The following is a 26,554-nucleotide window of genomic DNA, read 5'->3' as shown; positions in this document are numbered from 1 at the left end:
TGCCGAGACGATGGGGGGCGTCACCGGCAGGCCGAAGGGATCCGGAATGCTCCGCAAGGTACTGGTCGCCAACCGTGGTGAGATCGCGATTCGCGCGTTCCGAGCCGGTTATGAGCTGGGCGCGAGGACGGTCGCCGTCTTCCCCCACGAGGACCGCAACTCGCTGCATCGGCTCAAGGCCGACGAGGCGTACGAGATCGGCGAGCCGGGACACCCGGTGCGGGCCTATCTCTCCGTCGAGGAGATCATCCGGGCCGCCCGCCAGGCCGGCGCCGACGCCGTCTACCCGGGCTACGGGTTCCTGTCCGAGAACCCCGAGCTCGCCCGGGCCTGCGAGGAAGCCGGTATCACCTTCGTCGGGCCGAGCGCGGAGATCCTGGAGCTGACGGGCAACAAGGCCCGCGCCGTGGCCGCCGCCCGCGCGGCCGGCGTACCGGTGCTGGGCTCCTCCGAGCCCTCCAGCGACGTGGACGAGCTGGTGCGGGCCGCCGAGGACATCGGGTTCCCGGTGTTCGTCAAGGCGGTCGCCGGTGGTGGCGGGCGCGGTATGCGCCGGGTCGAGGAACCCGCTCAGCTGCGGGAGTCCATCGAGGCGGCGGCCCGCGAGGCCGCCTCCGCGTTCGGCGACCCGACGGTGTTCCTGGAGAAGGCCGTCGTGGACCCCCGCCACATCGAGGTGCAGATCCTGGCCGACGGCCAGGGCAACGTCATCCACCTCTACGAGCGCGACTGCTCCCTCCAGCGCCGCCACCAGAAGGTCGTCGAGCTGGCCCCCGCGCCCAACCTCGACCCGGAGCTGCGCGACCGCATCTGCGCCGACGCCGTACGCTTCGCCCGCGAGATCGGCTACCGCAACGCCGGCACCGTGGAGTTCCTGCTCGACCCGGCCGGCAACCACGTCTTCATCGAGATGAACCCCCGCATCCAGGTCGAGCACACGGTCACCGAGGAGGTCACCGACGTCGACCTCGTCCAGTCCCAGCTCCGCATCGCCGCCGGCGAGAGCCTGGCCGACCTCGGCCTGTCCCAGGAGACGGTCGTCCTGCACGGCGCCGCGCTCCAGTGCCGTATCACCACCGAGGACCCCGCCAACGGCTTCCGCCCCGACACCGGCCGCATCAGCGCCTACCGCTCGCCCGGCGGCTCGGGCATCCGCCTCGACGGCGGAACCACCCACGCCGGTACGGAGATCAGCGCGCACTTCGACTCCATGCTGGTCAAGCTCACCTGCCGGGGCCGGGACTTCGGCACCGCGGTCAAGCGCGCCCGGCGTGCCGTCGCCGAGTTCCGGATCCGCGGTGTGGCCACCAACATCCCGTTCCTCCAGGCTGTCCTCGACGACCCGGACTTCCAGGCGGGCCGTGTCACCACGTCGTTCATCGAGCAGCGCCCGCACCTGCTGACCTCCCGCACCTCGGCCGACCGCGGTACGAAGCTGCTCACCTATCTCGCCGACGTCACGGTGAACAAGCCGCACGGCGACCGCCCCGAGCTGATCGAGCCCACCACCAAGCTCCCGAGGCAGACCGCCGAGGTGCCCCCGGCCGGCTCCAAGCAGAAGCTCACCGAGCTCGGCCCCGAGGGCTTCGCCCGCTGGCTGCGCGAGTCCCCGACCATCGGCGTCACCGACACCACGTTCCGCGACGCCCACCAGTCGCTGCTCGCCACCCGCGTCCGCACCAAGGACCTCCTCGCGGTCGCCCCGGTCGTCGCGCGCACCCTGCCCGAGCTGCTGTCCCTGGAGTGCTGGGGCGGCGCGACCTACGACGTCGCCCTGCGCTTCCTCGCCGAGGACCCGTGGGAGCGGCTCGCCGCGCTGCGCGAGGCCGTCCCCAACATCTGCCTCCAGATGCTGCTGCGCGGCCGCAACACCGTCGGCTACACCCCGTACCCGACCGAGGTGACCGACGCCTTCGTACAGGAGGCCGCCGCCACCGGCATCGACATCTTCCGCATCTTCGACGCCCTCAACGACGTCGGCCAGATGCGGCCGGCGATCGAGGCCGTACGGGAGACGGGCACCGCGATCGCCGAGGTCGCCCTCTGTTACACCTCCGACCTGTCGAACCCGGACGAGCGGCTCTACACCCTCGACTACTACCTGCGGCTGGCCGAGCAGATCGTCGAGGCGGGCGCCCACGTCCTGGCCGTCAAGGACATGGCGGGCCTCCTGCGCGCCCCCGCCGCGGCGACCCTCGTCTCCGCCCTGCGCCGGGAGTTCGACCTCCCCGTCCACATCCACACCCACGACACGACGGGCGGCCAGCTCGCCACCTACCTGGCCGCGATCCAGGCCGGTGCCGACGCCGTCGACGGGGCGGTCGCCTCCATGGCGGGCACCACCTCGCAGCCCTCCCTGTCGGCGATCGTCGCCGCGACCGACCACTCCGCCCGCCCCACCGGCCTCGACCTGCGGGCCGTCGGCGACCTGGAGCCGTACTGGGAGAGCGTCCGCCGGATCTACGCCCCCTTCGAGGCGGGCCTCGCCTCCCCGACCGGGCGCGTCTACGACCACGAGATCCCCGGCGGCCAGCTCTCCAACCTGCGCACCCAGGCCGTGGCCCTCGGCCTCGGCGACCGGTTCGAGGACATCGAGGAGATGTACGCCGCCGCCGACCGCATCCTGGGCCACCTGGTGAAGGTCACCCCGTCCTCGAAGGTGGTCGGCGACCTCGCCCTGCACCTCGTCGGCGCGGGGGTCTCCCCGCAGGACTTCGAGGCGACGCCCGACCGGTTCGACATCCCCGACTCCGTGATCGGCTTCCTCCGCGGCGAACTGGGCACCCCGCCCGGCGGCTGGCCGGAGCCCTTCCGCAGCAAGGCACTCGAGGGCCGCGCCGCCGCCAAGCCCGCACCGCGGCTGACCACGGAGGACCACGACGGCCTGGAGAAGGACCGCCGCGCCACCCTCAACCGCCTCCTCTTCCCCGGCCCGACCCGCGACTTCGAGACCCACCGCCAGTCCTTCGGCGACACGAGCGTCCTGGACAGCAAGGACTTCTTCTACGGTCTGCGCCCGGGCAAGGAGTACGCCGTCGACCTCGAACCCGGCGTGCGTCTCCTGCTGGGCCTGGAGGCCGTCGGTGAGGCCGACGAGCGCGGTATGCGCACCGTGATGTCCACCCTGAACGGCCAGCTCAGGCCCATCCAGGTGCGGGACGCGGCCGCCGCGTCGGACATCCCGGTCACCGAGAAGGCCGACCGCGCCAACCCCGGCCATGTCGCCGCCCCGTTCGCGGGAGTCGTGACGCTCGCCGTCGCCGAGGGCGACGAGGTCGCGGCCGGTGGCACGGTCGCCACCATCGAGGCCATGAAGATGGAGGCCGCGATCACCGCACCCAAGGCGGGGAAGGTGTCCCGGCTCGCCATCAACCGGATCCAGCAGGTGGAGGGCGGCGATCTGCTCTTCGTGATCGGCTAGGCCGCGGTCAGGCCTTGAGCGCTCCGGCGGGGTGGCCGTAGCGGCGGCCGCACGCGGTGAGGGCGAGGACTCCGGAACCCGTGATCCGGGTCCTCGCCCCGAGCGCCGCGGGGTTGACGGAGAGGCGGGCCGCGATGTCCGTGGCGTAGCAGGCGTCGGGTATGCCGAGGTCTCTTCTCGCCTGCGCGTAGCGGACGTAGAACTCCTTGATCTCCTCCGGGCCCGCCCCGTGCGGCACCTCGCCGACAGCGTCGTGGGCGGCGCTGGTGTCGGTGTACTCGTGCGGCAGGCGAAAGCCCGACTCGGCCGGATGTCCGACGCCCACGATCCCCTTCTCGTCGGCCTCGAACACGTCGTAGAAGCGCACCACTTCGCCGCCCTCGGCGATGCACCACGCCGTCCAGCCATCCCCGCAGCTCATGCCGTACCAGTGCGCGGCCCCGAAGCGGCGGCTCAGATCGGTGCACCGCTCGCGTGCCACCTCCGAGTGGGCCGCGTCCTTGTCCTCCGCGTCCTCGATGCGGTGCCTGTCCTGCGAGGAGCGGCCGAAGACCAGCGTCCAGCCGTCCAGCGCCGGGCTGACGAAGACGCGGGCACAGCGCTCGTGCGGGCGCCTGCCGCCCCAGTTGTGACTGTCGTGGTTCCACGCCGACGCACCGGTGCGCAGCGTGACCGGCTCCGGGTCGCTCAGGTCGAACGCCGCGAGCACCGCTGCCTGGTCGTCGCTCGGGACCGCGTACCAGGAACCGCACAGATGCAGGCTCTCGGGTGTCGTCTTGGCGAGCTGCTTGATTCTCGTCAGCCGACGCCACGCGGCCAGGTCCCGGTCGCTGAGCGCGCTCGGTCCGCCCCTTCCCGCCAAGGCCTCCAGAGCCGCGGCCCGGATCCGGGGACCGGTCGCGGGCTGCCGCCGCAGGCGCCGCAGCACGGGGACCGCCGCGTCGCCCATCGCCTCGAACGCCCAGACCGCCCGCTGCCGGACGTCGGCATCGGGGTCCCCCAGCGAGGGGATCAACCGGTCCGCGTACCTGAGCGCGGCCTCGCCCAGGAATCTGAAGGGGGACAGCGCGGTGCCGCGGACCTCCGCGTGCGGGTGCCGCAGCAACGGCACATAGATCCCGGGGTCAGCCACTCCGAGGCGGGCCAGCGCGCCCTTGGCCCGTCGCGCCACCTCGGGCGACTCCGCCGCCGCGAGCACTTCGGCCAGCGGGAGCAGCGCGGGCTCGCCGATCGTGACGAGCGCTTCCGCCGACGCCCTCCAGTCCACGGACGGCCCCTCGTCGCACAGCAGGGCCAGCGCCGAGGAGAGTTCGGTGGTCAGCGGGGTCTCGTCCATGGCGAAAACCCTAGACGGAGGCACTGACAGTCCCAGTGAAAGGTACCTTGACATAGGTATCGTCACATACCCATAATCGGCGCGTGTCCCCGTCCAGCGCCTCAGCCCGGCAGATCGACCGCACAGCCGCCGATCTCCTGCTGTGCCTGCCCGCACTGCACCGGGCCATGGACCGGCGTATCGGCCAGGACTTCCCGCACCCCAAGCCGCCCGAGGCCCAACTGGCCCTGCTGTGGCACGTGCGGGCGCACGAGGGCGTCACGGTCCGCGAGGTGGCCGAGGCCCTGATGATGAAGCCGAACAATGTCAGCGCCCTGGTCTCGCAGCTCACTCGGCAGGGAGAGCTGGAGCGCCGCCAGGACACCGCCGACAAGCGGATCGCGCACCTGTACCTGACGGGCGTCGCCAAGGAGCGTCTCGCCGAGGTCGAGCGGCTCATGAGCGGTCATCTCGTGGACGCGCTGCGGGCGTTGACGGACGGGGAGCGCGCCGCGCTCGGTGCGGCCGTGGGCGCCCTGCACGCCCTGACCGGTCACCTTCGCGCCGCCCGGGGCTGACGCCCGGGGCGGCCTGTCCCTCTGCACGCCCTTCCTCACACCAAGGACCCGGCTTCCCCATGCCCTCCTCCACCGCCGTCCCCGTCGGCATGCCCGCGCCCGCCGACGAGGCCCGCCGCGGCCCCCGCTCCAACCCCTGGCTGACCCTCATAGCCGTCGCCTTCGGCCTGTTCATGGTCGGCCTCGACGGCTCGGTCGTGTCGATCGCCAACCCCCAGATCGGCCGCGACCTCAACGCCTCCACTGCCGACCTTCAGTGGGTCACCAACTCCTATCTGCTGGCCCTGGCGGCCGCCCTGATCCTGGGTGGCAAGCTCGGTGACCGTCTGGGCCGCCGCACCTTCTACCTGATCGGCGTCGCCGGCTTCACCGTCGCCTCCGTCGCGATCGGGCTCGTCGGCTCGATCGAGGGCGTGATCGTCTTCCGCGCGGTCCAGGGCTTCTTCGGTGCCCTGCTGATGCCCAACACCCTCGGTCTGCTGCGCGCGGTGTTCCCGCCCAGGAAGTTCGGCATGGCGGTCGGCATCTGGGCCATGGTCTCGTCCGTGTCCACCGCGCTCGGCCCCATCGTCGGCGGTCTGCTCGTCCAGCACGTCGACTGGGAGTCCGTCTTCTACATCAACGCCCCCATCGGTGTGATCGCCCTCGGCTACAGCGCGCTCGTCCTGCCGCAGAGCAAGAACACCGCGGCCGCGGGGGAGACGTTCGACATCCCCGGCGTCGTCCTGCTCGCCGCGGGTCTGCTCGCCGTCGTGTTCGGCGTGGTCAAGGGCGAGACCTGGGGCTGGACTTCAGCCGGCACCCTCGGCGCGATCGGCGCGGGCGTGGTCGTCCTGGTGGTCTTCGGTCTCCACGAGAACCGCGTGGCCCATCCGCTGCTGCCCATGCGGCTGTTCCGCGACCCGGCCCTCACCGTGGGCACGGTCATCACCGCCCTGAACTTCTTCGTCCTGCTCGGCACAATCTTCTTCGTCATGCTCTACCTCCAGAACGTGCGCGGCTTCTCGCCCGTCGAAGCCGGCGTCCGCACCCTGCCGTTGAGCCTCGCCTCCGTGGTCGCCTCCCCGCTCGGCGCCGCTCTGACCGAGCGGTTCAGCGCCCGGTTCACCATGCCGCTGGGCATGCTGCTCCAGGCCGCCGCCATGTTCACCATGCTGACCTGGAGCGCCGACTCCCCGTACGCCACCATGTGGCCGCCCTTCATCGCGATGGGCCTGGGTGTCGGCATGCTGATGTCCGCCTCCTCGGAGGCCATCGTGGGCAACGCCCCGGTGACGGACGGCGGTGTGGCCGGCGGCCTCCAGGCCACCGCGCTCCAGATCGGCGGCGCGCTGGGCACCTCGGTGCTGGTCTCCGTCATCAGCAGCCGGGTGGGCTCCACCCTCACCGGCGAACTGACCGACGCCGGGGTGCCCGAGCGGACGGCACAGGGGCTGGGGGAGGCCAAGGACGCGGTGGCGATGGGGGTGGCGCCGGTGTCCGACGCGATGCCGGCCCCGTTGAAGGCCGCGGTGGTCGAGGGCGGCCACGACGCGTTCATGAACGGTGTGCACACCGCGGTGCTGGCGACCGGTGTTCTCGCGGTGCTGGGCGCGATCGCGGCGGTGATCGGGGTACGGCGGGCACCCGCCGTACCCGCCGCACGGGCCGGCACCGGGCACACCGTATGATGCTTTAAGTCTCAAACGAATGAGCGCGTCCCCCGGATCGAGGCCCCCCATGCACGTCGTCATCAGCGGTTCCTCGGGATTGATCGGTGGCGCCCTGGCCGCGTCACTGCTGGACGACGGGCACCGGGTGACCCGGCTGGTCCGCCGCGAGCCGCGGTCCCGCGACGACGGCAGCACGGAGGCACGGTGGGATCCGCAGGCGGGCCTGCTGGATCCCGCGGTGCTCGACGGGGCGGACGCGGTGGTCGGGCTGGCCGGGGCCGGCGTGGGGGACCGGCGCTGGACACCGTCGTACAAGAAGCAGATCCGCGACAGCCGCGTCCTCGGCACCACCGCCCTGGCGACGGCGATCACGGCCTGCGAGAAGCCGCCGCCGGTGTTCGTGTCCGGCTCGGCCGTCGGCTACTACGGCGAGACCGGCACGAGCGAGGTCGACGAATCGGGCGCGCCCGGCCGGGACTTCCTGGCCGGCGTCTGCCAGGAGTGGGAAGCGGCCGCCCAGACCGCCGGTGCTGTCGGCACACGGGTCGTGAACACCCGCTTCGGCATCGTCGTGTCGCCGCGCGGCGGGGCGATGGGACGCCTGCTGCCGCTCGCCCGCGCCGGGCTCGGCGGCCGCCTGGGCAGCGGCGACCAGTACTGGAGCCACATCTCCCGCACCGACACGGTCCGCGCCCTGCGCCACATCGTCACCACGGACGGCATCGCCGGAGCCGTCAACATGACGTCCCCGCACGCCGCGACCAACCGCGAGGTCACCGCCGCCGTCGGCAGGGCCCTGCACCGGCCGACCGTCCTCGCGGTGCCGGGCTTCGCCCTGCGGCTCGTCCTGGGCGAGTTCGCCGACGGCATCCTGATGAGCCAGCGCGTGGTGCCGGGCGCGCTGCTGGCATCCGGCTTCACCTTCGAGCACCCGACCATCGACGCGGCGCTCGCCTCGGCGGTCGGCCGGGAGGCGTTGGGCTGATCGAGTGGTGACGTTCCCGAGGCAGGCGTACGGTCGAACAGTGGACGTCACCGTTCACTGAAAGCGCGATACCTCATGACCAGCAACCCGCAGCCGACTTCCGCAGCGCAGGCCACCACCGGCACCACCGGCGGTGGCGGAAACGGCATGGCGCTGCTGGTCATCGCCTCGTGTCAGCTGATGGTGGTCCTCGACATCACCATCGTGAACATCGCGCTGCCGGACATCCAGCGCTCCCTCGACTTCTCCACCACCAGCCTGGCCTGGGTGGTCAACGCCTACACCCTCACCTTCGGCGGTCTGCTGCTGCTCGGCGGCCGCGCCGGTGACATCCTCGGCAGACGGCGCGTCTTCATCTGGGGCGTGCTGCTCTTCGTCCTCGCGTCCCTGCTCGGCGGGCTCGCCCAGAACGAGGCCCAACTCCTCGCCGCACGCGCCCTCCAGGGCGTCGGCGGTGCCATCGCCTCCCCGACCTCCCTCGCCCTGATCAGCACGACCTTCCGCGAAGGCCCGGAACGCAACCGGGCGTTCGGGGTGTTCGCCGCGGTCTCGGCGGGCGGCGGAGCGATCGGACTGCTCGCCGGCGGCATCCTCGTCGAGTACCTGAACTGGCGATGGGTGCTCTTCGTCAACGTCCCCATCGGACTGCTCATCGCCGCCGCCACGCCCCGCTGGATCAGGGAGTCCGAACGCCACCCGGGCCACTTCGACATCATCGGCGCGCTGACCTCCACCGTCGGGATGGTCCTGCTGGTCTACGGGTTCATCAGAGCCGCGCAGGAAGGCTGGCGGGATCCGCTCACGCTGGCCTCGTTCGGCGCGGCCGTCGTCATCCTCGCGGGCTTCATCTTCATCGAGCGGCGTTCGCGGCAGCCCATCACGCCGCTGCACATGTTCGCCGACCGCAACCGCGCGGGCACCTACGGCATCATGCTGTGCCTCGCCGCCGCGATCTTCGGCATGTTCTTCTTCCTCACGCTCTTCGTGCAGAACGTGCTGAACTTCAGCCCGTTGGCCACCGGGTTCGCCTTCCTGCCGGTCAGCGCGGTCATCGCGGTCGGCGCCGGGCTGGCCTCGCGGTTCCTGCCCGTCTACGGACCCAAGCCGTTCATGGTGGTGGGCGCGATCCTGGCCGCCGCGGGACTGGCCTGGCTGACCCTGACCGACGTCCACTCCACCTACGCGGGCAGCGTCCTCGGCCCGATCCTCGTCTTCAGCCTCGGCATGGGCATGGAGTTCGTCTCGCTCACCCTGATGGCGCTCTCCGACGTGCCCGTCCAGGAGACCGGCGCGGCCTCCGGGCTCCTCAACGCCACGCAGCAGGTGGGCGGTTCGCTGGGGCTGTCCATCCTGGTCACCATGTTCGGCACGGCCAGCACCAACGAGGCGGAGAAGCAGGTCCCGCGCTTCCTGGAACAGGCCACCCCGGCCGAGCTCCTCCAGTTCAAGCGCACCGGGCAACTCCCCGGCCACTGGGGCGACGAGGTCCTGACCGCCGGAGTCTCGGCCGCCTTCGTCGTGGCGGCGATCTTCACCGCGGTCGCCGCGCTGATCGCGGTCCTCGCCATCCAGGTCCGCCCTTCCGACCTGGAACGCCTCAAGGGCGACGGCGTCTCCTCACCCCCGTGAGGCGGGCGCCGGGACAAGGCCCAACTGCTGGGCGCGCAGCACCGTTCCGAGCCGGTCGTGGGTGCCGAGCTTGCGGTAGACGTTCGCGACGTGCTTGTGCACCGTCCGCTCGGATATGCCGAGGCGACGGCCCATGGCGGCGGCCGTCAGAGCGTCGCCCAGCAGGAGCAGCACGGTCGACTCCCGGGGCGTCAGCCCCACGTCGTCGCCGCCCGGCACGAACACCCGCTGGAGGAGCTGGCGTTGCTGCTCCACCCCCGCCAGCAGCGGCTGAAGCCGCCCGGCGACGACGACCTCCTCATCGGTGAAGTCCCGCCCGGAGCGGTAGACGATGCAGCCGGTGATGGGCGCCCTCGACCGCGGCAGCGGGATCCCCATCGCGTGGTCCACGTCCATGATGTCGTCGATCAGCCGCGCGGTCGGGCTCGCCGACCACACCCGCCCGGCCGCCCCGCGTGCCGTCACCGGCGCCAGGTCCGGGCTCGCCTCGTAGTGCCGCGCGAAGGGGTAACCGGCCCGTAGCAACGCCATGGCCTCGTCCCCGAGCCCGTCGAACTCCGGTGCCACACCGGGCGACAGACCGAGCGTGCCGTCGCTCTCGCTCCAGTCGTCCAGCTTGTAGATCAGGACCTCGGCCCCGATGAGCTCCGGCAGCGCACCCGCCACCAGCGGCCACAACTGCCCCGGATCCCGCTCGTGGAGCGCGGCGACGGCCACCGCCAACATCCGTTCATAGGCTCCGCCCAGCCCCTGTGCCACGTTCCCGCTCCACTCGTTCGCATACGCAGTTGTACCCATACCTGCGCAACCTCCTGCCCCTCCAGAATGCAACAGAGCAACAGCGACGTTCTCGTGTACTCCAGCACATCGGCGCCCCGGCGACCGCAGACAGGGGAGAACAGGCTCGGAGGGGATGCCTGGATCTCTCCTTCTCTCCGTGCGGACCGCCGGCACGGGGGACCGGCGGTCCGCACGGAGCCTCTCCCGCCCGGGATGTGCTCCCGCTCAGGTCGGGCAGGCTACTGTCCCAGCACGTCCAGGCCCGGCTCATAGGCGGGCTCGGGGTTGAACACCGGGTGATGGCTCTCCGGTGCCGCCAGGTAGCTGACGGGCAGACCGCCGGTGTCGACGACGATCTGATCGACGGCGATCGCCGCGTCCACCATGAAGATCCGCAGGATGTGGTCACCGGCTTCGGCGACGGTGACGGTCGCCGTCAGTCTCTCGACGCCGTCCTCCACCTGACGTGCCCACGCGTCCCCCCGGTTGCCGGTGGCGACCGACTGTCCGGTGAGCACGGAGACGGGCTGGTCGTCGAGCGCGACGGCCACCCGGCGATATCCGCGCTCGTCGAGGGAGGGCAGCCGGAACACGGTCACCGGGAAGGTGCCCGTGCTCGCGAACCGCACCCGGTACCTCAACTCCGGTGCCCGGTCGGCGAAGTCCTCGGTGACCGAGGCCGCCGTCGAAGGGATCGCCTCCATCGCGCCCGTACGACGACCGAGTCCCCGTACGACCCGCCAGCGCGCCCCGCCCCGGGCCACCCGCTGCGTGAAGTGCGCCGCGTCGATCGACACGTACCCGTTGGCCTCGACGAACCCCCGGGCCCGACCGAGCGCGCGCTGCCCGTCGTTGACCACACGCACCGGCACCTCGGCACTCTGTCCGGCCCCGGCGAAGGTGACCGTCGTGTCGAGCGTGCCCTCGGGTGCCCGCGCCCAGTCGACCTCGACCCACACACGGGTCTGCTCGGTCAGGGAACCGCCCGCCGAGCTCAGCCGGAGCCAGGAGGCGCCGGGCTCGGCCGTCCAGTCCAGCGCGAGGAAGCCGGTGTTGAAGACGTCCACGAACCGACGGTCACGGGTGTAGGACGAGAAGGACAGCGGCCGGGCCGCCCCGGTCTCGTTCCCCTCGGCCGCCACTCCCAGCCCCGAGGTCTCGCGCCGGGCCACCCTGGTGACACCCGGCCGTCCCGGCGCCTTGGGGATCTGCGAGGGGTACGGGTTCACGATCCCGTCCCACTTCCCGCCCGCCACCTCGGTGTTGTACCTCCTGGTGAGCGCCACTTCCTGGGCGTGCGCGGCCTCGGCCAGGTCCGCGAACCGGTTCGTCCCCGCACCGCGCCCCTGCGTCACCGCCAGCCCGTTGCGGTCCGCCCAGTAGTACTTGAGGTTCATCAAGTAGGCCCCGTGGACCGGGTACTCGACCAGCTCGAAGAACGCGTCCCGGTACGCCTCGGGCAACTCGGCGCCCACCGCCCGCACCCGCTCCAGCAGCCGGTCGTACGCGCCCAGCCGGCGCCCCGCCTCGTCGCCGTGGTGGATCACGGACAGGATGCCGCGGGCGATGAACTCCGGCCGCAGCTCCGCCGCCAGCCGGTAGTACTCGGTGCGGATCGCCGCGATCTCCCGCCGGTGCAGCCGCCCGAACTGCCGCCCGGCCCACTCGGCGAGGAAGTCCTCCACGTCGTCGGCGTCCCGGCGGTCCACGTCCCAGGCCATGTCCATGGAGAAGGACAGCCCGGTCTCGATCGACTTGACGTCACCCACGTTGAAGATCCACATCCGGTCGGCGCCGTGCTCGTACACCCGGCGCAACTCCTGCCAGACCTTGGCCAGTTGAGTGGTGTCCAGCCACAGATAGCTCTTCGGGCGCCCCCAGTAGGAGAGGTGGTAGTAGATGCCGTTGCCGCCCGGGCGGGCCCGCTCCGCCTCGTTGGGCAGCTGGCGCATGTTGCCGTGGTTGTCGTCCGGCCAGATCAGCGTCACGTCCTCGGGGACCTGGACGCCCGCGTTGTAGAGGTCCAGAACCTCCTTGTACGGGATGAAGATCTGGGGTTCGGCCGCGGCCCCGACCTCCTCGGTCAGGGTCCTGCGCTGGTCGGCGATGATGTCGTTCATCACGACGACCTTCTCGGGGATCGTCGTCGCGTACTTCGTCTCCAGCGCGCTGTCGTGCAGCCCGCGCATGCCGAGCGTCCAGCTGCTCTCGTACGCCGCGTTCTGTCTCGCCCGGGCTCTCCAGTAGTCGGAGATGACCGCGGGGTTCACGGTGTAGTCGTAGACCGGTGGGGTGCCGTCCGGGTTCGGGTGCTCGGCGGCCCACGGCTCCCACTCGTGGACGCCGTTGCGCAGCAGCGCCTCGGGGTGGCTGGAGCCGACGACGATGCCGTAGCGGTCGGCCAGTTCGGGGTTGTCGCGGTGCTTGTTGAAGAAGTCGGAGTAGGGGTGCATGGCCGGCCACAGGTAGTTGGCCTTGAGGCGGAGCAGGAGCTCGAAGACGCGCCGATACGTCTCCGGGCCGATGTTCTTGTCGGTCTCCTGGGTGCGGTGCGACCAAGTGGTCAGGTTCTGCTCGTCGTTGATGAAGATTCCGCGGTAACGCACCGACGGCTCACGCCGTTTGACGACGCCTGCCGGGACCGTCACGGTGTCACGGCGTTCGACCGGCACGTCGGCCCACCAGTACCAGGGTGAGACCCCGATGCGCTCCGAGGTGTCGTAGACGCCGTAGACGGTGCCCCGCCGGTCGCTCCCCGCGATCACCAGGGCGCGGTCCACGCCGGGCACCGGGCGCTCCACCACCTGGGTCACGGAGGCCTCCCAGCGCCCCCGCACCCCCGAGACGTCGAGCCGCCCGGAGTCGACGAGGCGGTCGATGACCGGGCTGGAGCCGATGGTGCCGACCAGGACCAACCGGGCGGTGTGCTCGGGCAGTTCGTGCAGCAGCCCGGGACGGACGCCGCCGACCCGCTCGATGTCCGCCTGCAGATCGCCGGCGGCGCGGATCACGGCGGGGTCGTCGACGGCGTCCACGAACACGTCGACGGCGGCGCCCTCACCCACCAGGAGGAAGTCGGGCCGGCCGGAGTCCGCGGCCCGGGCGGTCGCGTCGGGCAGCAGTGTGGGAAGGAGGGGGGCCACTCCGACCGCGGCCATTCCTCGCAGGAAGGACTTACGGGTCCAGGACGTCGACTGGCCGTTCGGTTCGTGGTGCGGCACGGAACGCTACCTTTCCGCGCCGGTCCGCGTCGGCTCGCGCACGAACTGTCGGCGGAGCTCGGCGCATGACGGACTGGCTGGATGACTGGTGAGAAAGCGCTGCTTAGAAAGCGCTTGCTGTGCAGCCTAGGCCAGGGTTTCCCGGGACGTCCAGAGTGGCGCGTGGGGTGACTTGGACCGGAGCGGACCGCCGCCGTGTGGCTGTGCCGGGGATCAGGGGCAGCTGACGCGGATGTCGCCCGTGTCGGTCGTGCAGGTGTCCGTGTTGAAGCCGCCGTTGGCGGTGTCGTTGCCCGGGACGCCGTCGACGGTGTTGAGGCTGTCGGTGCCGTAGTCGCCGATCAGATTGTCGTTGCCGGGGCCGCCGTTGAGCGTGTCGTTGCCGAACTGGCCGTTGAGGCGGTCGTTGCCGTGTCCGCCGTGGACGGTGTCGTTGCCGTAGCCCGCGTTGACGGTGTCGTCGCCGCCGAGGGCGCAGATCACGTCGTTGCCGTAGGTGCCGGTGAGGGTGTCGTTGCCGCTGGTGCCGACGCGGGTGCAGCCGCGGGCGTTGTCGACCGCGGTGGTCCTGGTGGCGGTGTTGTTGGCGGCGACCGGGTCGGTCATGGTGGCGGTGACCGTGGCGCGGTCTGTGAGGGTACCGGTGGCGCGGGGTTCCACGACGATCGTGACCGTGACACCGGGGCCGGTGGCCGGGACGCTGCCGAGGGCGCAGGTGGCGCCGGTCGCGGTGATCGTGCAGCTGCCCTGCGTGGTGGTGGCGGAGACGACCGAGGCGGCGGGTCCGCTGAGCGTGTCGGTGAGGGTGACGCCGGTCGCCGTGGTGCCGGGGGTGGTGTTGGTGACGGTCACGGTGTACGTGGCACGGTCACCGATGCTCACCGTGCCGGTGCCGCTCTTCGCGACCGCGAGGTCCGTGCCGCTCGGAGGCGGTGGCGCGGTGCCGCCGCCCTGGAAGCGGGCCAGCGCGAAGTCGCTGTTCGGGCCGCCCCAGCCGGCGGCGACGATCCGGCCGGCGGAGTCGAGCTTCACGCCGCGGGCCATGTCGACGCCGCCGAGGTCCGCGGTCGCCCGGCCGGCGGTGCCGAAGCCGCTGTCCAGGCTGCCGTCGGTGTGGAAGCGCAGGACCGAGAAGTCGGCGCCGCCGGTACCGGCGGCGACGATCCGCCCGTCCGGCTGGAGCACCATGTCGGACGCGCCCGCGGCGGCCGTGAGGACCCGGCCGTCGCCGTCGAAGCTCGTGTCCAGGCTGCCGTCGGCGTGGTAGCGGGCCAGCGCGGCCCGACTGTCGCTGCCGCCCGCCGCGACGATCCTGCCGTCGGGCTGGACCGCCAGCGCCTCCACGCCGTCGTAGCCGCCGAAGTCGGTGCGGACGATGCCGTCGCCGTCGAAGCCCGTGTCCACGCTGCCGTCGGTGTTGAAGCGCATCAGCGCGAAGTCGAACCGCGTGGCACCGACCTCGCCCCCGACGAGGATCTTCCCGTCGGCCTGTAGCGCCAGGGCGCGGCCGTCCCCGCCCTCTTGGAGGACCGGTCCCGCCGGATTGGCCGTCACCGTGCCGTCGCCGCCGAACGTGGGGTCCGGGGTGCCGTCACCGGTGAGGCGGAGCACGGCCATGTGGCCCCCGGTGTAGCCGGCCGCGACGATCCTGCCGCCGGTGTCGATCGCCACCTCCAGGGCCTCGGTCGGGCCGCCGAAGTCGGCGAAGACCCGGCCGTCGCCGCTGAAGGTGTCGTCCAGGGTGCCGTCGGCGTCGTAGCGGGCCACCACGAACCAGCAGCAGTTCTCGTACTCCCGCCAGCTGCTGCCCACCACGACGATCTTGCCGTCCGCCTGGAGCACCACGGCATGGGCCTCGCTCCACTGGAAGTTCGTGTCCAGGTTGTTGACGGCGGTCGTCACCGTCCCGGCGCTGTCGCCGTCGTGGCCGCCGAAACCGGTGTCCAGGGTGCCGTCGGTGTGATGGCGGGTCAGCGCGAAGCGGCTCTCCAGAACCGACTCGTCGGTGGAGGCACCGACCGAGACGATCTTCCCGTCGGGCTGCACCGCCACGTCATTGGCGTGATCGTCGTCGGCGAAGCCGGTGAGCACCCTGCCGTCGCCGCTGAAGGCGGGATCCAGGTCTCCCGGGGCCGCGCTCGCGGCGCCCGGAAAGGTCAGGACGAGTGCCAGAACGATGGCCGTGACGGTCCCGGCCCGGACCAGGAGGGACCGACGGCCACGTCCGTCGTGTCGGCGCCGTGCCGACCGCGCGTGAGGTGTGAGCATGCGCGACAGCCTTCCGCCGCTCGCACACACGGGCGACCGCCACGAGCGGGGGTTGCCCTCACCGGACGCAGGAATCCATCCGAGCGGGGGAGCGCGGGGACACCCAGGTCAGTCGCGGGTGTCGCGCTCGGCCTTCTCGGCGTGCTTCTTCTTGATCCGGACCGTCTCGTTGCGGACCTCGGCCTGGGTGGCGCGCTCCTTGGCCAGCCACTCGGGCTGCTCCTGCTTCAGCGCCTCGATCTGCTCGGTGGTGAGCGGCTCGGTGACGCCGCCGCGCGCGAGGCCCGCGATGGACACGCCGAGCTTGGCCGCGACCACCGGACGGGGGTGCGGGCCGTTGGCGCGGAGATCCTGGAGCCACTGGGGCGGATCGGCCTGGAGTTCGGTGAGCTGTGCCCGCGAGACGACACCCTCACGGAACTCGGCGGGGGTGGCCTCGAGGTACACACCCAGCTTCTTCGCCGCGGTCGCGGGCTTCATCGTCTGGGTGCTCTGGTGCTGCGTCATGGTGTCAAGGGTATCGACTGGGTGAACGCCCGCCGACCACGGCCGGTAACCTGGCCAGGTGACAGGCTCGGAAGAACCCCCGCAGTTCCGGCTCGCCTACGTCCCGGGCGTGACCCCCTCGAAGTGGGTGCGGATCTGGAACGAGCGGCTGCCCGACACCCCGCTGACCCTCCTCCAGCTCTCCGTCGCCGAGGCGCGCGACGCGCTGCGGGACGGGGCCGCGGACGCCGGTCTCGTCCGGCTGCCCGTGGACCGTACGGTGCTCAGCGCCATCCCGCTCTACGAGGAGAGCACGGTCGTCGTCGTCCCGAAGGACCACGTGGTCGCCGCGGTCGACGAGGTCACCGTCCAGGACCTGGCCGACGAGATCGTGCTGCACCCCCTGGACGACGTCCTGGAGTGGGCTCAGCTGCCGGGCAAGCCCGCTTTCGAGCGGCCCGCGACCACGGAGGACGCCGTCGAACTGGTCGCGGCCGGCATCGGCGTCCTCGTCGTCCCCCAGTCGCTCGCCCGGCTGCACCACCGCAAGGACCTCACCTACCGGCCGGTCACCGACGCCCCCGTGTCGTCCATCGCGCTGTCGTGGCCCGAGGACGCGACCACGGACATGGTCGAGGACTTCATCGGCATCGTCCGCGGCCGCACCGTGAACAGCACCCGCGGCCGCCCGGCCACCCAGGACAAGGACAGGGCCAAGGCGAAGGCCGAGCCGAAGAAGCAGGCCAAGCGCCCCGACGCGGCCGGCGGACGGCGCAAGCCGCCCGCCGCCAAGAAGACCCAGGGCGCCAGGCGTGGCAAGCCCCGGCGCCGCTCGTAGGGTCAGGACACACAGGGTCAGGACACGTAGGTCGCCTGCCCCGCCGTGTTGATCACCACCTGCCCGTTGGCCTGGGAGAGCAGTCCTGCGGACACCCAGGCGTTCACGGTGCTCGTCACCTTGGTCACGAGCGCGCTCTTGCTCGCGAACGGCGCCCCCGCCCAGATCTCGTCCAGCAGCGTGGTGCCGTCGGACTTCGCGGGATTGGCGATCCCGGAGTCGAGGGTGCCGAGGACGACCTTGGGCTCCGAGCGCCGGAAGTAGGCGTGCGTCGGATCCTCCGTCCCCTCGGAGAAGGGGGCGAACTCCGTGCCGTTCAGCGTGTAGTGCAGCGGCTTGCCGCTCACCGGGCTGAGGGTGGGAAGCAGGCTGCCGGAGAGGGCCGCGTTGGCGTACAGCCCGAACGGCAGGTAGCTGGTGGCGGAGTTGCGGGCGACCAGGTTGACCGGGCCGTAGAAGAGGGTCTGCAAGGTCGGGTCGTCCAGGGCCTTCTCGACGCGCAGCCCGAACGGGACGGTGATCCGGACGACGTCGCCCGCCGCCCAGGTCCGGGACACCGTGAAGTAGGTCCCGGCGGTCGGAGTCCCGCTCACCGCAGTGCCGTTGACGGTCACCTGGAATCCGGCGGTGGCCCACGACGGCACACGCAGCTTCAGGGCGAAGGCCGCGCTGCCGCCGCCGAAGGTGAGCGTGGTGCCCTGTTCGCGCGGGTAGTCGGTGGCCTGAGTGACCGTCACCCCCTTCTCGGCCCAGGTCAGTTGGGAGGGGCTGTACAGGTTCACGTACAGTGCGCCGCCGTCGGCGGCCTTGAAGTACACCGAGTCCTGGTACTTGGTGGCGCTCTCCATGCCGGTGCCCTCACAGCAGGTCGTCCCCTGCTTGGGCGTGTAGTCCCGGACATGACCGGGCGTCAGGCCGATGAAGTACGTGACGAGCGGCTTCTCCGCGTCGGCCTTGTCCTGCTTGGAACCGAGCACCTGGTTGAGCAGCGCCCGCTCGTAGTAGTCCATATACTTCGGGGTCTGCTCGTGGAAGAACAGCGTCCGGCTGAGCTTGAGCATGTTGTACGCACAGCACGTCTCGGCGTTCGTGTCGCTGATCGTGCCCGCGATCAGCCCGGAGGCCTTCCAGAACTCGGCGGTGCTGGTGCCGCCGATGCCGTACATGCGGTTCGGGACGACCATGCCCCAGAAGTTCCGCGCGGCGGTCAGATAACGCGTCTCGCCCGTCGCGTCGTACAGCCGCAGCAGACCGGTGAAGATCGGTATGTGCTGGTTGGCGTGCAGCCCGTTCAGGGTGTCGGTGTTCGCGGCGCAGGCGTCGATGAGGGAGTCGAGGTCGAACAGCTTGGCCAGCGCGAGGTGTTCGGCCTTCCCGGAGTACGAGTGCAGGTCGACGATCGCCTCGACGATGCCGCCGAACTCGCCGCTGGAGAACAGCGCCCACATCCGCTGGAGCGTCGCCTCGGGCAGCACCGACAGCCGGGAGTACATCCAGTCGCCCATACCGGACGCGAGGTCCAGGGCGCGCGCGTCGTCCGTGGCGGCGTACGCGTCCAGCAGGCCCCGCAGGATCTTGTGCGCGGTGTAGTAGGGCGCCCACACCTTGGTGTAGTCGCTGGCGGTCCTCGTCTCCAGGTCGATGAACTGCGTCTCCGGATAAGCCGCCAGGAACCCGGGGTGGCTCGGGCCGCCCCAGGTGCGGCGCAGGGTGGCGGTCAGACCACGGCCGGAGCCGTCCGAGAACGTGCCGCCGCCGGTGGCCTGGAACCAGTACGAGACGAGGTTGCCCAGTCCTGCCGTGGAGAGCTTGGCCTCGTTGGTCTGGAGCGAGGTGATCTCGGCCTGGGACAGCGCGCGTGACCAGACGTTGAACTCGTCGTAGGCGCCCGCGTACACGGGATCGCCCGAGTAGTTGGAGCGGCCGAGCCAGTTGTTGGTGAGGGTGCCGAGCGTCGACGGGTTGAGGGTCATCGCGGTGTTCGTGGCGACGGCCGTGCCGTTGACGTACAGCGTGCCGGTGCTGCCGGAGATCGTGACCGCCACATGGCTCCACTGGTTCAGCGGCAGCGCGGCCGTGCCGTTGAGGCCCTGCTCGCCGCCCGCGCCGCTGGTGGTGATGGCGAACCGGGGTACACCGCTCGCGTTGCGGGTGGCGAGGTACATGTACCGGGTGGTGTTGTTGCCGAAGTCGAAGGCGCGCTGCCAGTTGGCGTCGTGGGTGGGCTTGAGCCACACCGACAGGGTGATCGCGGAGGCGCCGCCCAGGACCGTGGCGGGCAGGTCGACGTACTGGTAGGAGCCGCGCACGTTCTCGTGTGCGGCGCCCCACTTCCCGGTGACGGCGAGCATCTTCGGGTCGGTGCGCAGGGCGGCGCGGGCGGCGGTCAGCGCGGTGATCATCGTCGCGATCCGGTCCGCGAACACCTGCTCGCCGGTGCTCGCGTACGCCTGCGCCAGCATGGTCAGGAAGTGGCCGGTGTAGTGCCCGCGCAGATTGCCGTTGGCCTCGCCGTCCAGGCCCTCCCAGCCGCCGGGTGCGACCGCGCCGCCGGTGGAGAGGCCGGCGTTGGCGCGGAAGACCTGGAGGAGCCGGTTCACGTCGTAGCCGCGCGCGTGGTCGAGCATCAACTGCCGCTTGTCGGCGAAGACACCGGGTCTGAGGGCCACCTCGTCGAGCGCGAAGGGCTGCACGGTCCAGGCGGCGGGCGCGGCGGCCACGGCGGCGGTGGCCGCCGCCGCCCGGCCGCTCGCCGCGTACGAGACCGCGGGTGCGGCCGCGGCGAGCGCGGCGGCCTGGAGGAGGTTTCGTCTGGAGAGGGGCGGTGCCATGTGTGCTCCTCTATCGGTGTTCGTCATTTCGAACGCCATTCGTATGGTCGACCAGACGATAGGGAGGGGGCGGATGAGCGTCAACGGGTCTGGAGCGTCAAGTTCCGGACGTCGGCCGCGGAGACCGGCGAATCCGGCATCCTGGGAAGGCGCGAAGCGCTCTTCCAGGGGCGCGGGGAACTGCGCGACCGGCCACGACGGCGCGGCACCCGGCAGACGACCGCGCCCGGCACCTTCCTGACCCGCTCCACCAGCGGAGCGCGGTGGCAGAATCGGGCAAGTGGACCGCTGGCTCCTCGAACGCGAGCCCGAGCTGACGCGACTGGCGTCGGCCGCCCAGGACGCGGCGGACGGCGCCGGTTCGGTGGCGCTCGTCCTCGGCGAGGCGGGAATCGGCAAGTCGAGTCTGGTGAAGGCGATGCCGCAGCGGCTGCCCGACCGGGCACGCGTCCTCGTCGGACAGTGCGACGACCTCGCCACCCGGCGTCCCCTCGGCCCGTTCCGCGACCTCGTCGGCAGCGTCGGCACCGAACTGGCACGGGCCGTCATGGCGGGCCACGACCGGCACCGCGTCCACGAGGCCCTGCGCGGCGAACTCGCCGGCACCCCGCACCCGGCGGTCCTGGTCGTCGAGGACGTCCACTGGGCCGACGAAGCCTCGCTGGACGCCCTGCGCTTCCTGGTCCGGCGCATGGAGCAGCTGCCCGCCCTGCTCGTCCTGACCTACCGCGACGACGAGTTGAGCCGCGGCCACCCGCTGCGCCACCTCCTCGGCCAGGTCTCCCGCACCCCCCGGGTGCACCGGCTGCCCCTCGCCCGGCTGTCCCTGGACGCGGTCCGCACACTGAGCGCGTCCCGGCGCCTCGACGCCGCCCAGGTGTACGAGGTGACCTCGGGCAACCCGTTCTTCGTCGCCGAGATCGTGGCCGCCGGTGGCACCGGGGGAGTGCCTCCGACCGTCGTCGACGCCGTCCTCGCCCGGCTGCGCGGACTGGACGCGGCCACGCTGGACGCGCTGGAACAGCTCGCCGTGGTCCCCTCGGCCGTCGAACGCCCGCTGGTGGACGCGCTGTTGACGGACGGTGTGGCCGTACTCGCGCAGGCCGAGCAGCGCGGACTGCTCACCGTGGCGCCGGAGCGGGTGGCGTTCCGGCACGAGCTGATCCGGCGCGCCGTCGCCGACTCCCTGCCTGCCGCCCGCCGCATCGCACTCAACCGCGACGTCCTCACGGCACTCGTCGCCCGGCCCGGCTCCGACGCCGCCCGCATCGTCCACCACGCCGACCAGGCGGGCGACCGGGAAGCCGTCACCCGCTACGGCCCCGACGCGGCCAAGGACGCGGCCGGCGCCGGCGCCCACCGCGAGGCCGCCGCCCAACTCCGCCTCGTCCTGCGCGAGCGCCATCGCCACGCCCCGGCCGAACTCGCCGACCTGCTGGAACGCTATGCCGTGGAGAGCTACACCATTGCCGACTCGGCCGCCGCCGTCACCGCCCAGCGCGAGGCCGTCGCCCTGCGCCGCTCCCTCGGTGACACCCTCGCCCTCGGCGCCGACCTGCGCTGGCTGTCCCGTATCCACTGGTGGGCCGGGGACGCCGACCAGGCCCAGGAGGCCGCTCGGGAGGCCGTCGCCGTGCTGGAACACGCAGGCGACGACCGCCTCCTGGCCCTCGCCGTCAGCAACACCGCCCAGCTGCGCATGCTGTCCGACCGCTACACCGAGGCCGTCGAACACGGTGAACGCGCCATCGCCCTGGCCCGCAAGGCGGGCGACGCGGCGATCCTCTCGCACGCCCTCAACAACGTCGGCTGCGCCCGCTGGCGCGGTGGGGACCCCGCCGGACGACGGCAGTTGGAGGAGAGCCTCGACGTCGCGCTCGCCGCCGGCGAGGTCGAACACGCCTGCCGGTCCTACGCCAACCTCATCTGGACCCTCCTCGACAACCTCCGCTACGACGAGGCCGACACGTTCCTGGCCCCGGCGATGGACCTCGCCGACCGCGCCGAACACCTCGGATTCCTCAACTACCTCCACGTCGAACTGGCCCTGCGGCGGCTCGCTGCCGCCGACTGGGACGACGCCGAGAAACACGCCGACTTCGGCATGCACGACTTCGTGCCCGCGCGGTGTCCCGCGCTCACCGTGCTCGCCCGGGTCCGCACCCGCTGCGGCCGGCCCGGTGCCGCCGAACTCCTCACCGAGGCCTGGCAGATCGCCGTACGGACCAGGGAACTGCAACGCACCGGGCCGGTGGCGGCCGCCCTCGCGGAGGCGGCGTGGCTGCGCGGCGACCTCGCCGCCGTCGTCGCGGCGGCGGAACCCGTCCACGCCCAGGCCGACCTCCTGCCCGGCGTCCCGTACCGCGCCGAACTCGGCTACTGGCTCACCAAGGCGGGACGTTCCGTGTCGCTGGACGACTCGGACCATCCGTACGCGCTCCAGGCCCGCGGCCAGTGGCGGACGGCCGCCGCCCGCTGGCAGGCGGCGGGTTGCCCCTACGAACACGCCGTCGCCCTCGCCGAGAGCTCCGACCCCGCCGACAAACTCACCGCGCTCGCCGCCCTCGACGCCCTGGGCGCCGAACCCAGGGCCCGGCTGCTCCGCGCCGAACTGCGCCTGCTCGGCGTACGCCACATCCCGCGCGGCCCCCTCGCCGCGACCCGTGAGAACCCCGCGGGCCTGACCCGGCGCCAGCTCCAGGTGATGCGGCTGCTCACGGAAGGACTCACCAACGCCGAGATCGCGGCCCGGCTCGTCGTGTCGGTACGCACGGTCGACAACCATGTACGCGCGGTGCTCGACAAACTCGACGCACCCACCCGCCGTCACGCCGCCGACCGCGCGGCCCGGCTCGGACTGCTGCCGGAACCGGAGGAATCGCTTCCGTCGCCTCCCGGTCAAACGTAGGTACCCGGAAGTCCCGAGCTGGGTGACGGTCACGGATGTCCGCTGTGGAATGACACGAGTAGAATGTTCGAATCCAACCGATTTGTGAACGGGGGACGGCATGACCAGCACGATCGCCCAGGAGGCACGCAAGGAACTGACCGGATTCACCGGGGAGTTGACAGGCCCCGACGATGCCTCCTACGAAGAGGCCCGGACCGTCTACAACGCCATGATCGACCGGCGCCCCGCGCTCGTCGCCCGCTGTGCCGACGCGGACGCCGTCGCCCGCGTCATCGCCTTCGCCCGCGCGCACGACCTGCCCCTCGCGGTCCGGGGCGGCGGACACCACGGCGCCGGTCTCGGCACCGTCGACGACGGCGTGGTCCTCGATCTGTCACCTCTGAAGGACATCCAGGTCGACCCCGAGGCCCACACCGTACGGGTCGGCGGCGGCTGCGTCTGGGGCGAGGTCGACCGCGCCACCAACGCCCACGGCCTGGCCACCCCCAGCGGCATCATCTCCACGACCGGCGTCGGCGGCATCGCCACCGGCGGCGGGCTCGGCCATCTCACCCGCAGGTGCGGGCTGACCATCGACAACCTGCTGGAGGCCGACGTCGTCCTCGCCGACGGCCGCAAGGTGCAGGCCAGCGGCTACGAGAACAGCGACCTGTTCTGGGCGATCCGCGGCGGCGGAGGCAACTTCGGTGTGGTGACGTCCTTCCTGTTCCGGCTCCACGAGATCAGCGCCGTCGTCGCCGGACCGACCTTCTGGGCCGTCGAGGACAGCGCCGAAGTCCTCGCCGCCTACCGGGACTTCCTGCCGAACGCGCCCCGCGAGCTCAACGGCTTCTTCCTGCACGGCACCGTGCCACCGGCCCCGCCGTTCCCCGAGGAGATCCAGCTCCGCAAGACGGCGGGCGTGGTGTGGTGCTACACCGGCGCCGACACCGAGGCCGCCGCCCGCGAGATGGCCCCGCTCCTCGACGCCCTGCCCCAGCCGCTGCTGCACGCGCCCATGCCCATGCAGCACCCCGACATCCAGTCCGCGTTCGACGGTCTCTACCCGCCCGGCCACCAGTGGTACTGGCGCGCGGACTTCGTCGAGGACATCCCGGACGACGCCGTCGAACTCCACGCCAAGTTCGGCGCCGAGGTCCCCACCATGCAGTCGACCATGCACCTCTACCCGATCGACGGCGCCGCCCACGACGTGGGCCAGGACGACACCCCCTGGGCCTACCGCCACGCCCGCTGGGCGTCGGTCTACGCCGGTGTCGACCCCGACCCGGCCAACGCCGAGCTGATCAAGCGGTGGACGGTCGACTACTTCGACGCGCTGCACCCGTACTCGGCGGGCGGCGCCTACGTGAACATGATGATGGACGAGGGCCAGGAACGCGTCCGGGCCAGCTACCGCGGCAACTACGACCGCCTGGCCCGCATCAAGGCCGACCGCGACCCGGACAACGTCTTCCGCCTCAACCAGAACATCCAGCCGGCATCGAAGCCCTCGCACGAGGCGCGGCCGTAGCGGCCCATCAGGGCGACGCCGCGAACCGCACCCTGGCGCCGGATCAGGAGGACAGGGCCGAGCGTACGAGCCAGTCGTACGCGGACCGTGCCGTGAACTCCGGCTGGCCGCCGCGCAGCAGCAGACCCGCGGTGCCGAACTCCGGGGCGTCGGCCTGTGCGGCGACGTACGGGATCGCGATGCAGCGCATCCCGGCCGCGTGCGCGGCGGCGGCACCCGGGGCCGCGTCCTCCAGGACCACGCAGTGCGCCGGGTCCGCGCCGAGCCGGCGGGCCGCCTCCAGGAAGACGTCCGGGGCGGGCTTGCCGCGCTCGACCTCGTCGGCGGAGACGACGGTCCGCAGATGGGCGTCGAGGCCGGTGCTCCGGAGGATGGCGTCGATGGCCTCCGGTGACGAGCCCGAGGCCACGGCCATGGGTACGCCCTCGGAGGCCAGCAGCTCCACGAACTTGCGCATCTCGGGGTAGGCGGGGGTGTTCGCCCTGGCCAGCTCCAGATAGCGGCGGTTCTTGGCGGCGAACAGATCCTCCACGGAGGCGTCCAGGGCGTACTCCCGCTTCCAGAGCCCGACCGTCTCCAGGGTGCTGATCCCGACGTACCGCTCGTGCTCAGCCCACGTGAAGTCCGGTACGCCGTGCTCGGCGAGGATCTGGCGGCCCGCCTCGAAATAGTTCGGCTCGCTGTCCACGAGCGTTCCGTCGAGATCGAAGATGACCGAGAGGGTGCCGAGGTTGTTCATGGTGCTCAGGATGTCAGGTACGGACGGAGCGGCCGATCGACTCCACCAGCGGCAGCAGCCGGTGCGGCACCCGCTCGCGCAGCGCCACCTCCGTACGGGTGCGGACCACGCCCGGCAGGCTGATCACCTTCTGGATCACGTCCTCGAGATGCGCGTTGTCCCGCGCCACGACCCGCGTCAGCAGATCCCCGCCGCCCGCGATCGAGAAGGCCTCCACGATCTCCGGGACGGAGGCCAGCGCGTCGCCCACGTCGTCGAGCCGCCCCTGCGTGACCTCGATGTGCACGAACGCCAGCACCGGGTGGCCGAGGGCCGCGGGGGAGAGGGCCGGACCCGTGCCGGTGATCACACCGTCGCGCTCCAGACGGTCCAGACGGGCCTGGAGCGTGCCGCGGGCGACGCCGAGGACACGGGCGTACTCGCGCACGCTCGTGCGCGGCTGCTCCAGGAGCAGCCGCAGGATGCGGGTGTCGAGCTCGTCCACGGCCATGGTGCGCGGCCTCTCCTCGTCCGTGGTCCGTTGGCCCGCTGATGGACGGGCGAAGACCGATTCGACTGTACCAATGGCTCAGCATATGCGACGCCACTTGAGCCAGTCGTGGCGACGATGCTGCAATGAGCATGTCGATGGCGCTGCGGACCCCGCGGCGCCTTTTTCATGCCGGGATTCGTGCCGGGACTCAGTTGGGGGCGGACAGCAGTGCTGAAGAGGGTGTTCATGGCGCCGGACCCGGGTCGCGTACGGCTGCGCTTCGCCGCGCGGGCCGTGCTCGGCATCGGGCTCGCGGTCGTCGTCTGCGGCCTCGCCGGACACTCCCTCGTCGGCGCGGTCACCGGCGGCCTCGCGGCGCTGCTCGCCCTGTTCACGGTCACCGACGCCACGGTCCGCGGACAGGCGGTGACCACCGGGCTGCTGCCCGTCGTCGGGCTTCCGGTGCTGGCCGCCGCGGCCGTGCTGGACGATCAGCCGGTCGCCCGCGATCTCACCTTCCTCGCCGTGATCGGCGCGGGCGTGTACGCGCGCCGCTGGGGCCCGCGCGGGCACAGCCTCGGTGTGTTCGCGTTCATGACGTTCTTCGTCGCGCAGTTCCTGCACGCGACCCCGCACCGGCTGCCCGAGCTGTACGCGGCCGTCCTGCTGTCCGTGCTGATCGCCGCCGCGGTGCGCTTCGGCGCGTGACACCACGAGAGCCGGAGAGCACCGCGGCGGCCGGACACAAGCACAGCAGGACGGCCGCGTACCGCCACACACGCTTATGCACAGCTGCCGATGCCGACGACGACGATCGCGCAGCGTTCATCTACGGTCCTACCCGACCGACAAAACATGAGTCAGCAAACACACTTACACAGCACATAGCTGTTACAGCTCATGTCACCCCCACAA

Annotated in this window: 16 protein-coding genes and 1 pseudogene; 9 read left to right on the top strand and 8 right to left on the bottom strand. The window is 71.6% G+C overall.

What is annotated here, in order from left to right:
- Positions 1-46: 46 nt before the first annotated feature.
- Positions 47-3,421, top strand: a complete 3,375-nt coding sequence (locus tag HLK59_RS18705; RefSeq protein ID WP_171142596.1) for a pyruvate carboxylase — start codon at positions 47-49, stop codon at positions 3,419-3,421.
- A gap of 7 nt (positions 3,422-3,428) precedes the next feature.
- Here the strand turns inward: HLK59_RS18705 and HLK59_RS18700 are convergent, their stop codons facing one another.
- Positions 3,429-4,757, bottom strand: coding sequence for a HEAT repeat domain-containing protein (locus HLK59_RS18700; protein ID WP_171142595.1), 1,329 nt, complete (start codon positions 4,755-4,757; stop codon positions 3,429-3,431).
- Between the two features lie 83 nt (positions 4,758-4,840).
- On the opposite strand from HLK59_RS18700, the gene HLK59_RS18695 reads away from it, so the two are divergent.
- The 4 genes from HLK59_RS18695 (at position 4,841) to HLK59_RS18680 (ending at position 9,580) form a co-directional block, all read left to right on the top strand.
- Positions 4,841-5,314: a MarR family transcriptional regulator gene (locus HLK59_RS18695; RefSeq protein WP_171142594.1), complete on the top strand. Its 474-nt coding sequence runs from the start codon at positions 4,841-4,843 to the stop codon at positions 5,312-5,314.
- 59 nt (positions 5,315-5,373) lie between these two features.
- Positions 5,374-6,984 (top strand): MFS transporter, encoded by a 1,611-nt coding sequence (locus HLK59_RS18690; RefSeq protein ID WP_171142593.1) that lies wholly within the window; start codon positions 5,374-5,376, stop codon positions 6,982-6,984.
- Positions 6,985-7,033: 49 nt separating this feature from the next.
- Complete coding sequence (locus HLK59_RS18685; RefSeq protein WP_171142592.1) at positions 7,034-7,951, top strand: TIGR01777 family oxidoreductase; 918 nt, start codon at positions 7,034-7,036, stop codon at positions 7,949-7,951.
- Positions 7,952-8,098: 147 nt separating this feature from the next.
- Positions 8,099-9,580: an MFS transporter gene (locus tag HLK59_RS18680; protein WP_171142615.1), complete on the top strand. Its 1,482-nt coding sequence runs from the start codon at positions 8,099-8,101 to the stop codon at positions 9,578-9,580.
- Here the strand turns inward: HLK59_RS18680 and HLK59_RS18675 are convergent.
- The 4 genes from HLK59_RS18675 to HLK59_RS18660 all read right to left on the bottom strand — a co-directional run bounded on the left by HLK59_RS18675 (position 9,569) and on the right by HLK59_RS18660 (position 16,356).
- Entirely contained in the window at positions 9,569-10,378 is an 810-nt protein-coding gene (locus HLK59_RS18675) for a helix-turn-helix transcriptional regulator (RefSeq protein ID WP_240982498.1), read from the bottom strand. The genes HLK59_RS18680 and HLK59_RS18675 overlap by 12 nt on opposite strands.
- Before the next feature lie 221 nt (positions 10,379-10,599).
- Positions 10,600-13,518, bottom strand: coding sequence for a glycosyl hydrolase 115 family protein (locus HLK59_RS18670; RefSeq protein WP_171142614.1), 2,919 nt, complete (start codon positions 13,516-13,518; stop codon positions 10,600-10,602).
- Between the two features lie 276 nt (positions 13,519-13,794).
- Positions 13,795-15,849 carry a DUF11 domain-containing protein gene (locus HLK59_RS18665; RefSeq protein ID WP_171142591.1) on the bottom strand — a complete coding sequence of 685 codons (2,055 nt, stop codon included), beginning with the start codon at positions 15,847-15,849 and terminating at the stop codon, positions 13,795-13,797.
- Positions 15,850-15,957: 108 nt separating this feature from the next.
- Positions 15,958-16,356 (bottom strand): DUF5997 family protein, encoded by a 399-nt coding sequence (locus HLK59_RS18660; RefSeq protein WP_171142590.1) that lies wholly within the window; start codon positions 16,354-16,356, stop codon positions 15,958-15,960.
- Positions 16,357-16,414: 58 nt separating this feature from the next.
- Between HLK59_RS18660 and HLK59_RS18655 the strand changes: the two genes are divergently transcribed.
- Positions 16,415-17,173, top strand: a complete 759-nt coding sequence (locus HLK59_RS18655) for a LysR substrate-binding domain-containing protein (RefSeq protein WP_171142589.1) — start codon at positions 16,415-16,417, stop codon at positions 17,171-17,173.
- Between the two features lie 17 nt (positions 17,174-17,190).
- On the opposite strand, the gene HLK59_RS18650 is transcribed toward HLK59_RS18655, so the two are convergent.
- The gene (locus tag HLK59_RS18650; protein ID WP_171142588.1) at positions 17,191-20,004 is read right to left on the bottom strand and encodes a beta-L-arabinofuranosidase domain-containing protein; all 2,814 of its coding nucleotides are present in this window, start codon (positions 20,002-20,004) and stop codon (positions 17,191-17,193) included.
- 280 nt (positions 20,005-20,284) lie between these two features.
- Between HLK59_RS18650 and HLK59_RS52410 the strand changes: the two genes are divergently transcribed.
- Positions 20,285-22,912, top strand: coding sequence for a LuxR family transcriptional regulator (locus HLK59_RS52410; RefSeq protein ID WP_171142587.1), 2,628 nt, complete (start codon positions 20,285-20,287; stop codon positions 22,910-22,912).
- Positions 22,913-23,012: 100 nt separating this feature from the next.
- On the top strand, positions 23,013-24,428 hold the full coding sequence (locus HLK59_RS18640; protein ID WP_171142586.1) for an FAD-binding oxidoreductase: 1,416 nt from the start codon (positions 23,013-23,015) through the stop codon (positions 24,426-24,428).
- A gap of 43 nt (positions 24,429-24,471) precedes the next feature.
- Here HLK59_RS18640 and HLK59_RS18635 read toward each other — a convergent pair whose 3' ends face one another.
- The gene (locus tag HLK59_RS18635; RefSeq protein WP_171142585.1) at positions 24,472-25,167 is read right to left on the bottom strand and encodes an HAD family phosphatase; all 696 of its coding nucleotides are present in this window, start codon (positions 25,165-25,167) and stop codon (positions 24,472-24,474) included.
- A gap of 13 nt (positions 25,168-25,180) precedes the next feature.
- Positions 25,181-25,657 carry an Lrp/AsnC family transcriptional regulator gene (locus HLK59_RS18630; RefSeq protein WP_046257178.1) on the bottom strand — a complete coding sequence of 159 codons (477 nt, stop codon included), beginning with the start codon at positions 25,655-25,657 and terminating at the stop codon, positions 25,181-25,183.
- Positions 25,658-25,867: 210 nt separating this feature from the next.
- On the opposite strand from HLK59_RS18630, the pseudogene HLK59_RS18625 reads away from it, so the two are divergent.
- A pseudogene (locus HLK59_RS18625) lies at positions 25,868-26,341 on the top strand (FUSC family protein); the annotation flags it as partial.
- Positions 26,342-26,554: the final 213 nt, after the last annotated feature.

Origin of the sequence: Streptomyces sp. S3(2020), from assembly GCF_013044505.1 — a bacterium.
Classification (GTDB): Bacteria; Actinomycetota; Actinomycetes; order Streptomycetales; family Streptomycetaceae; genus Streptomyces.
This window is presented reverse-complemented; position numbering and strand designations above follow the sequence as displayed.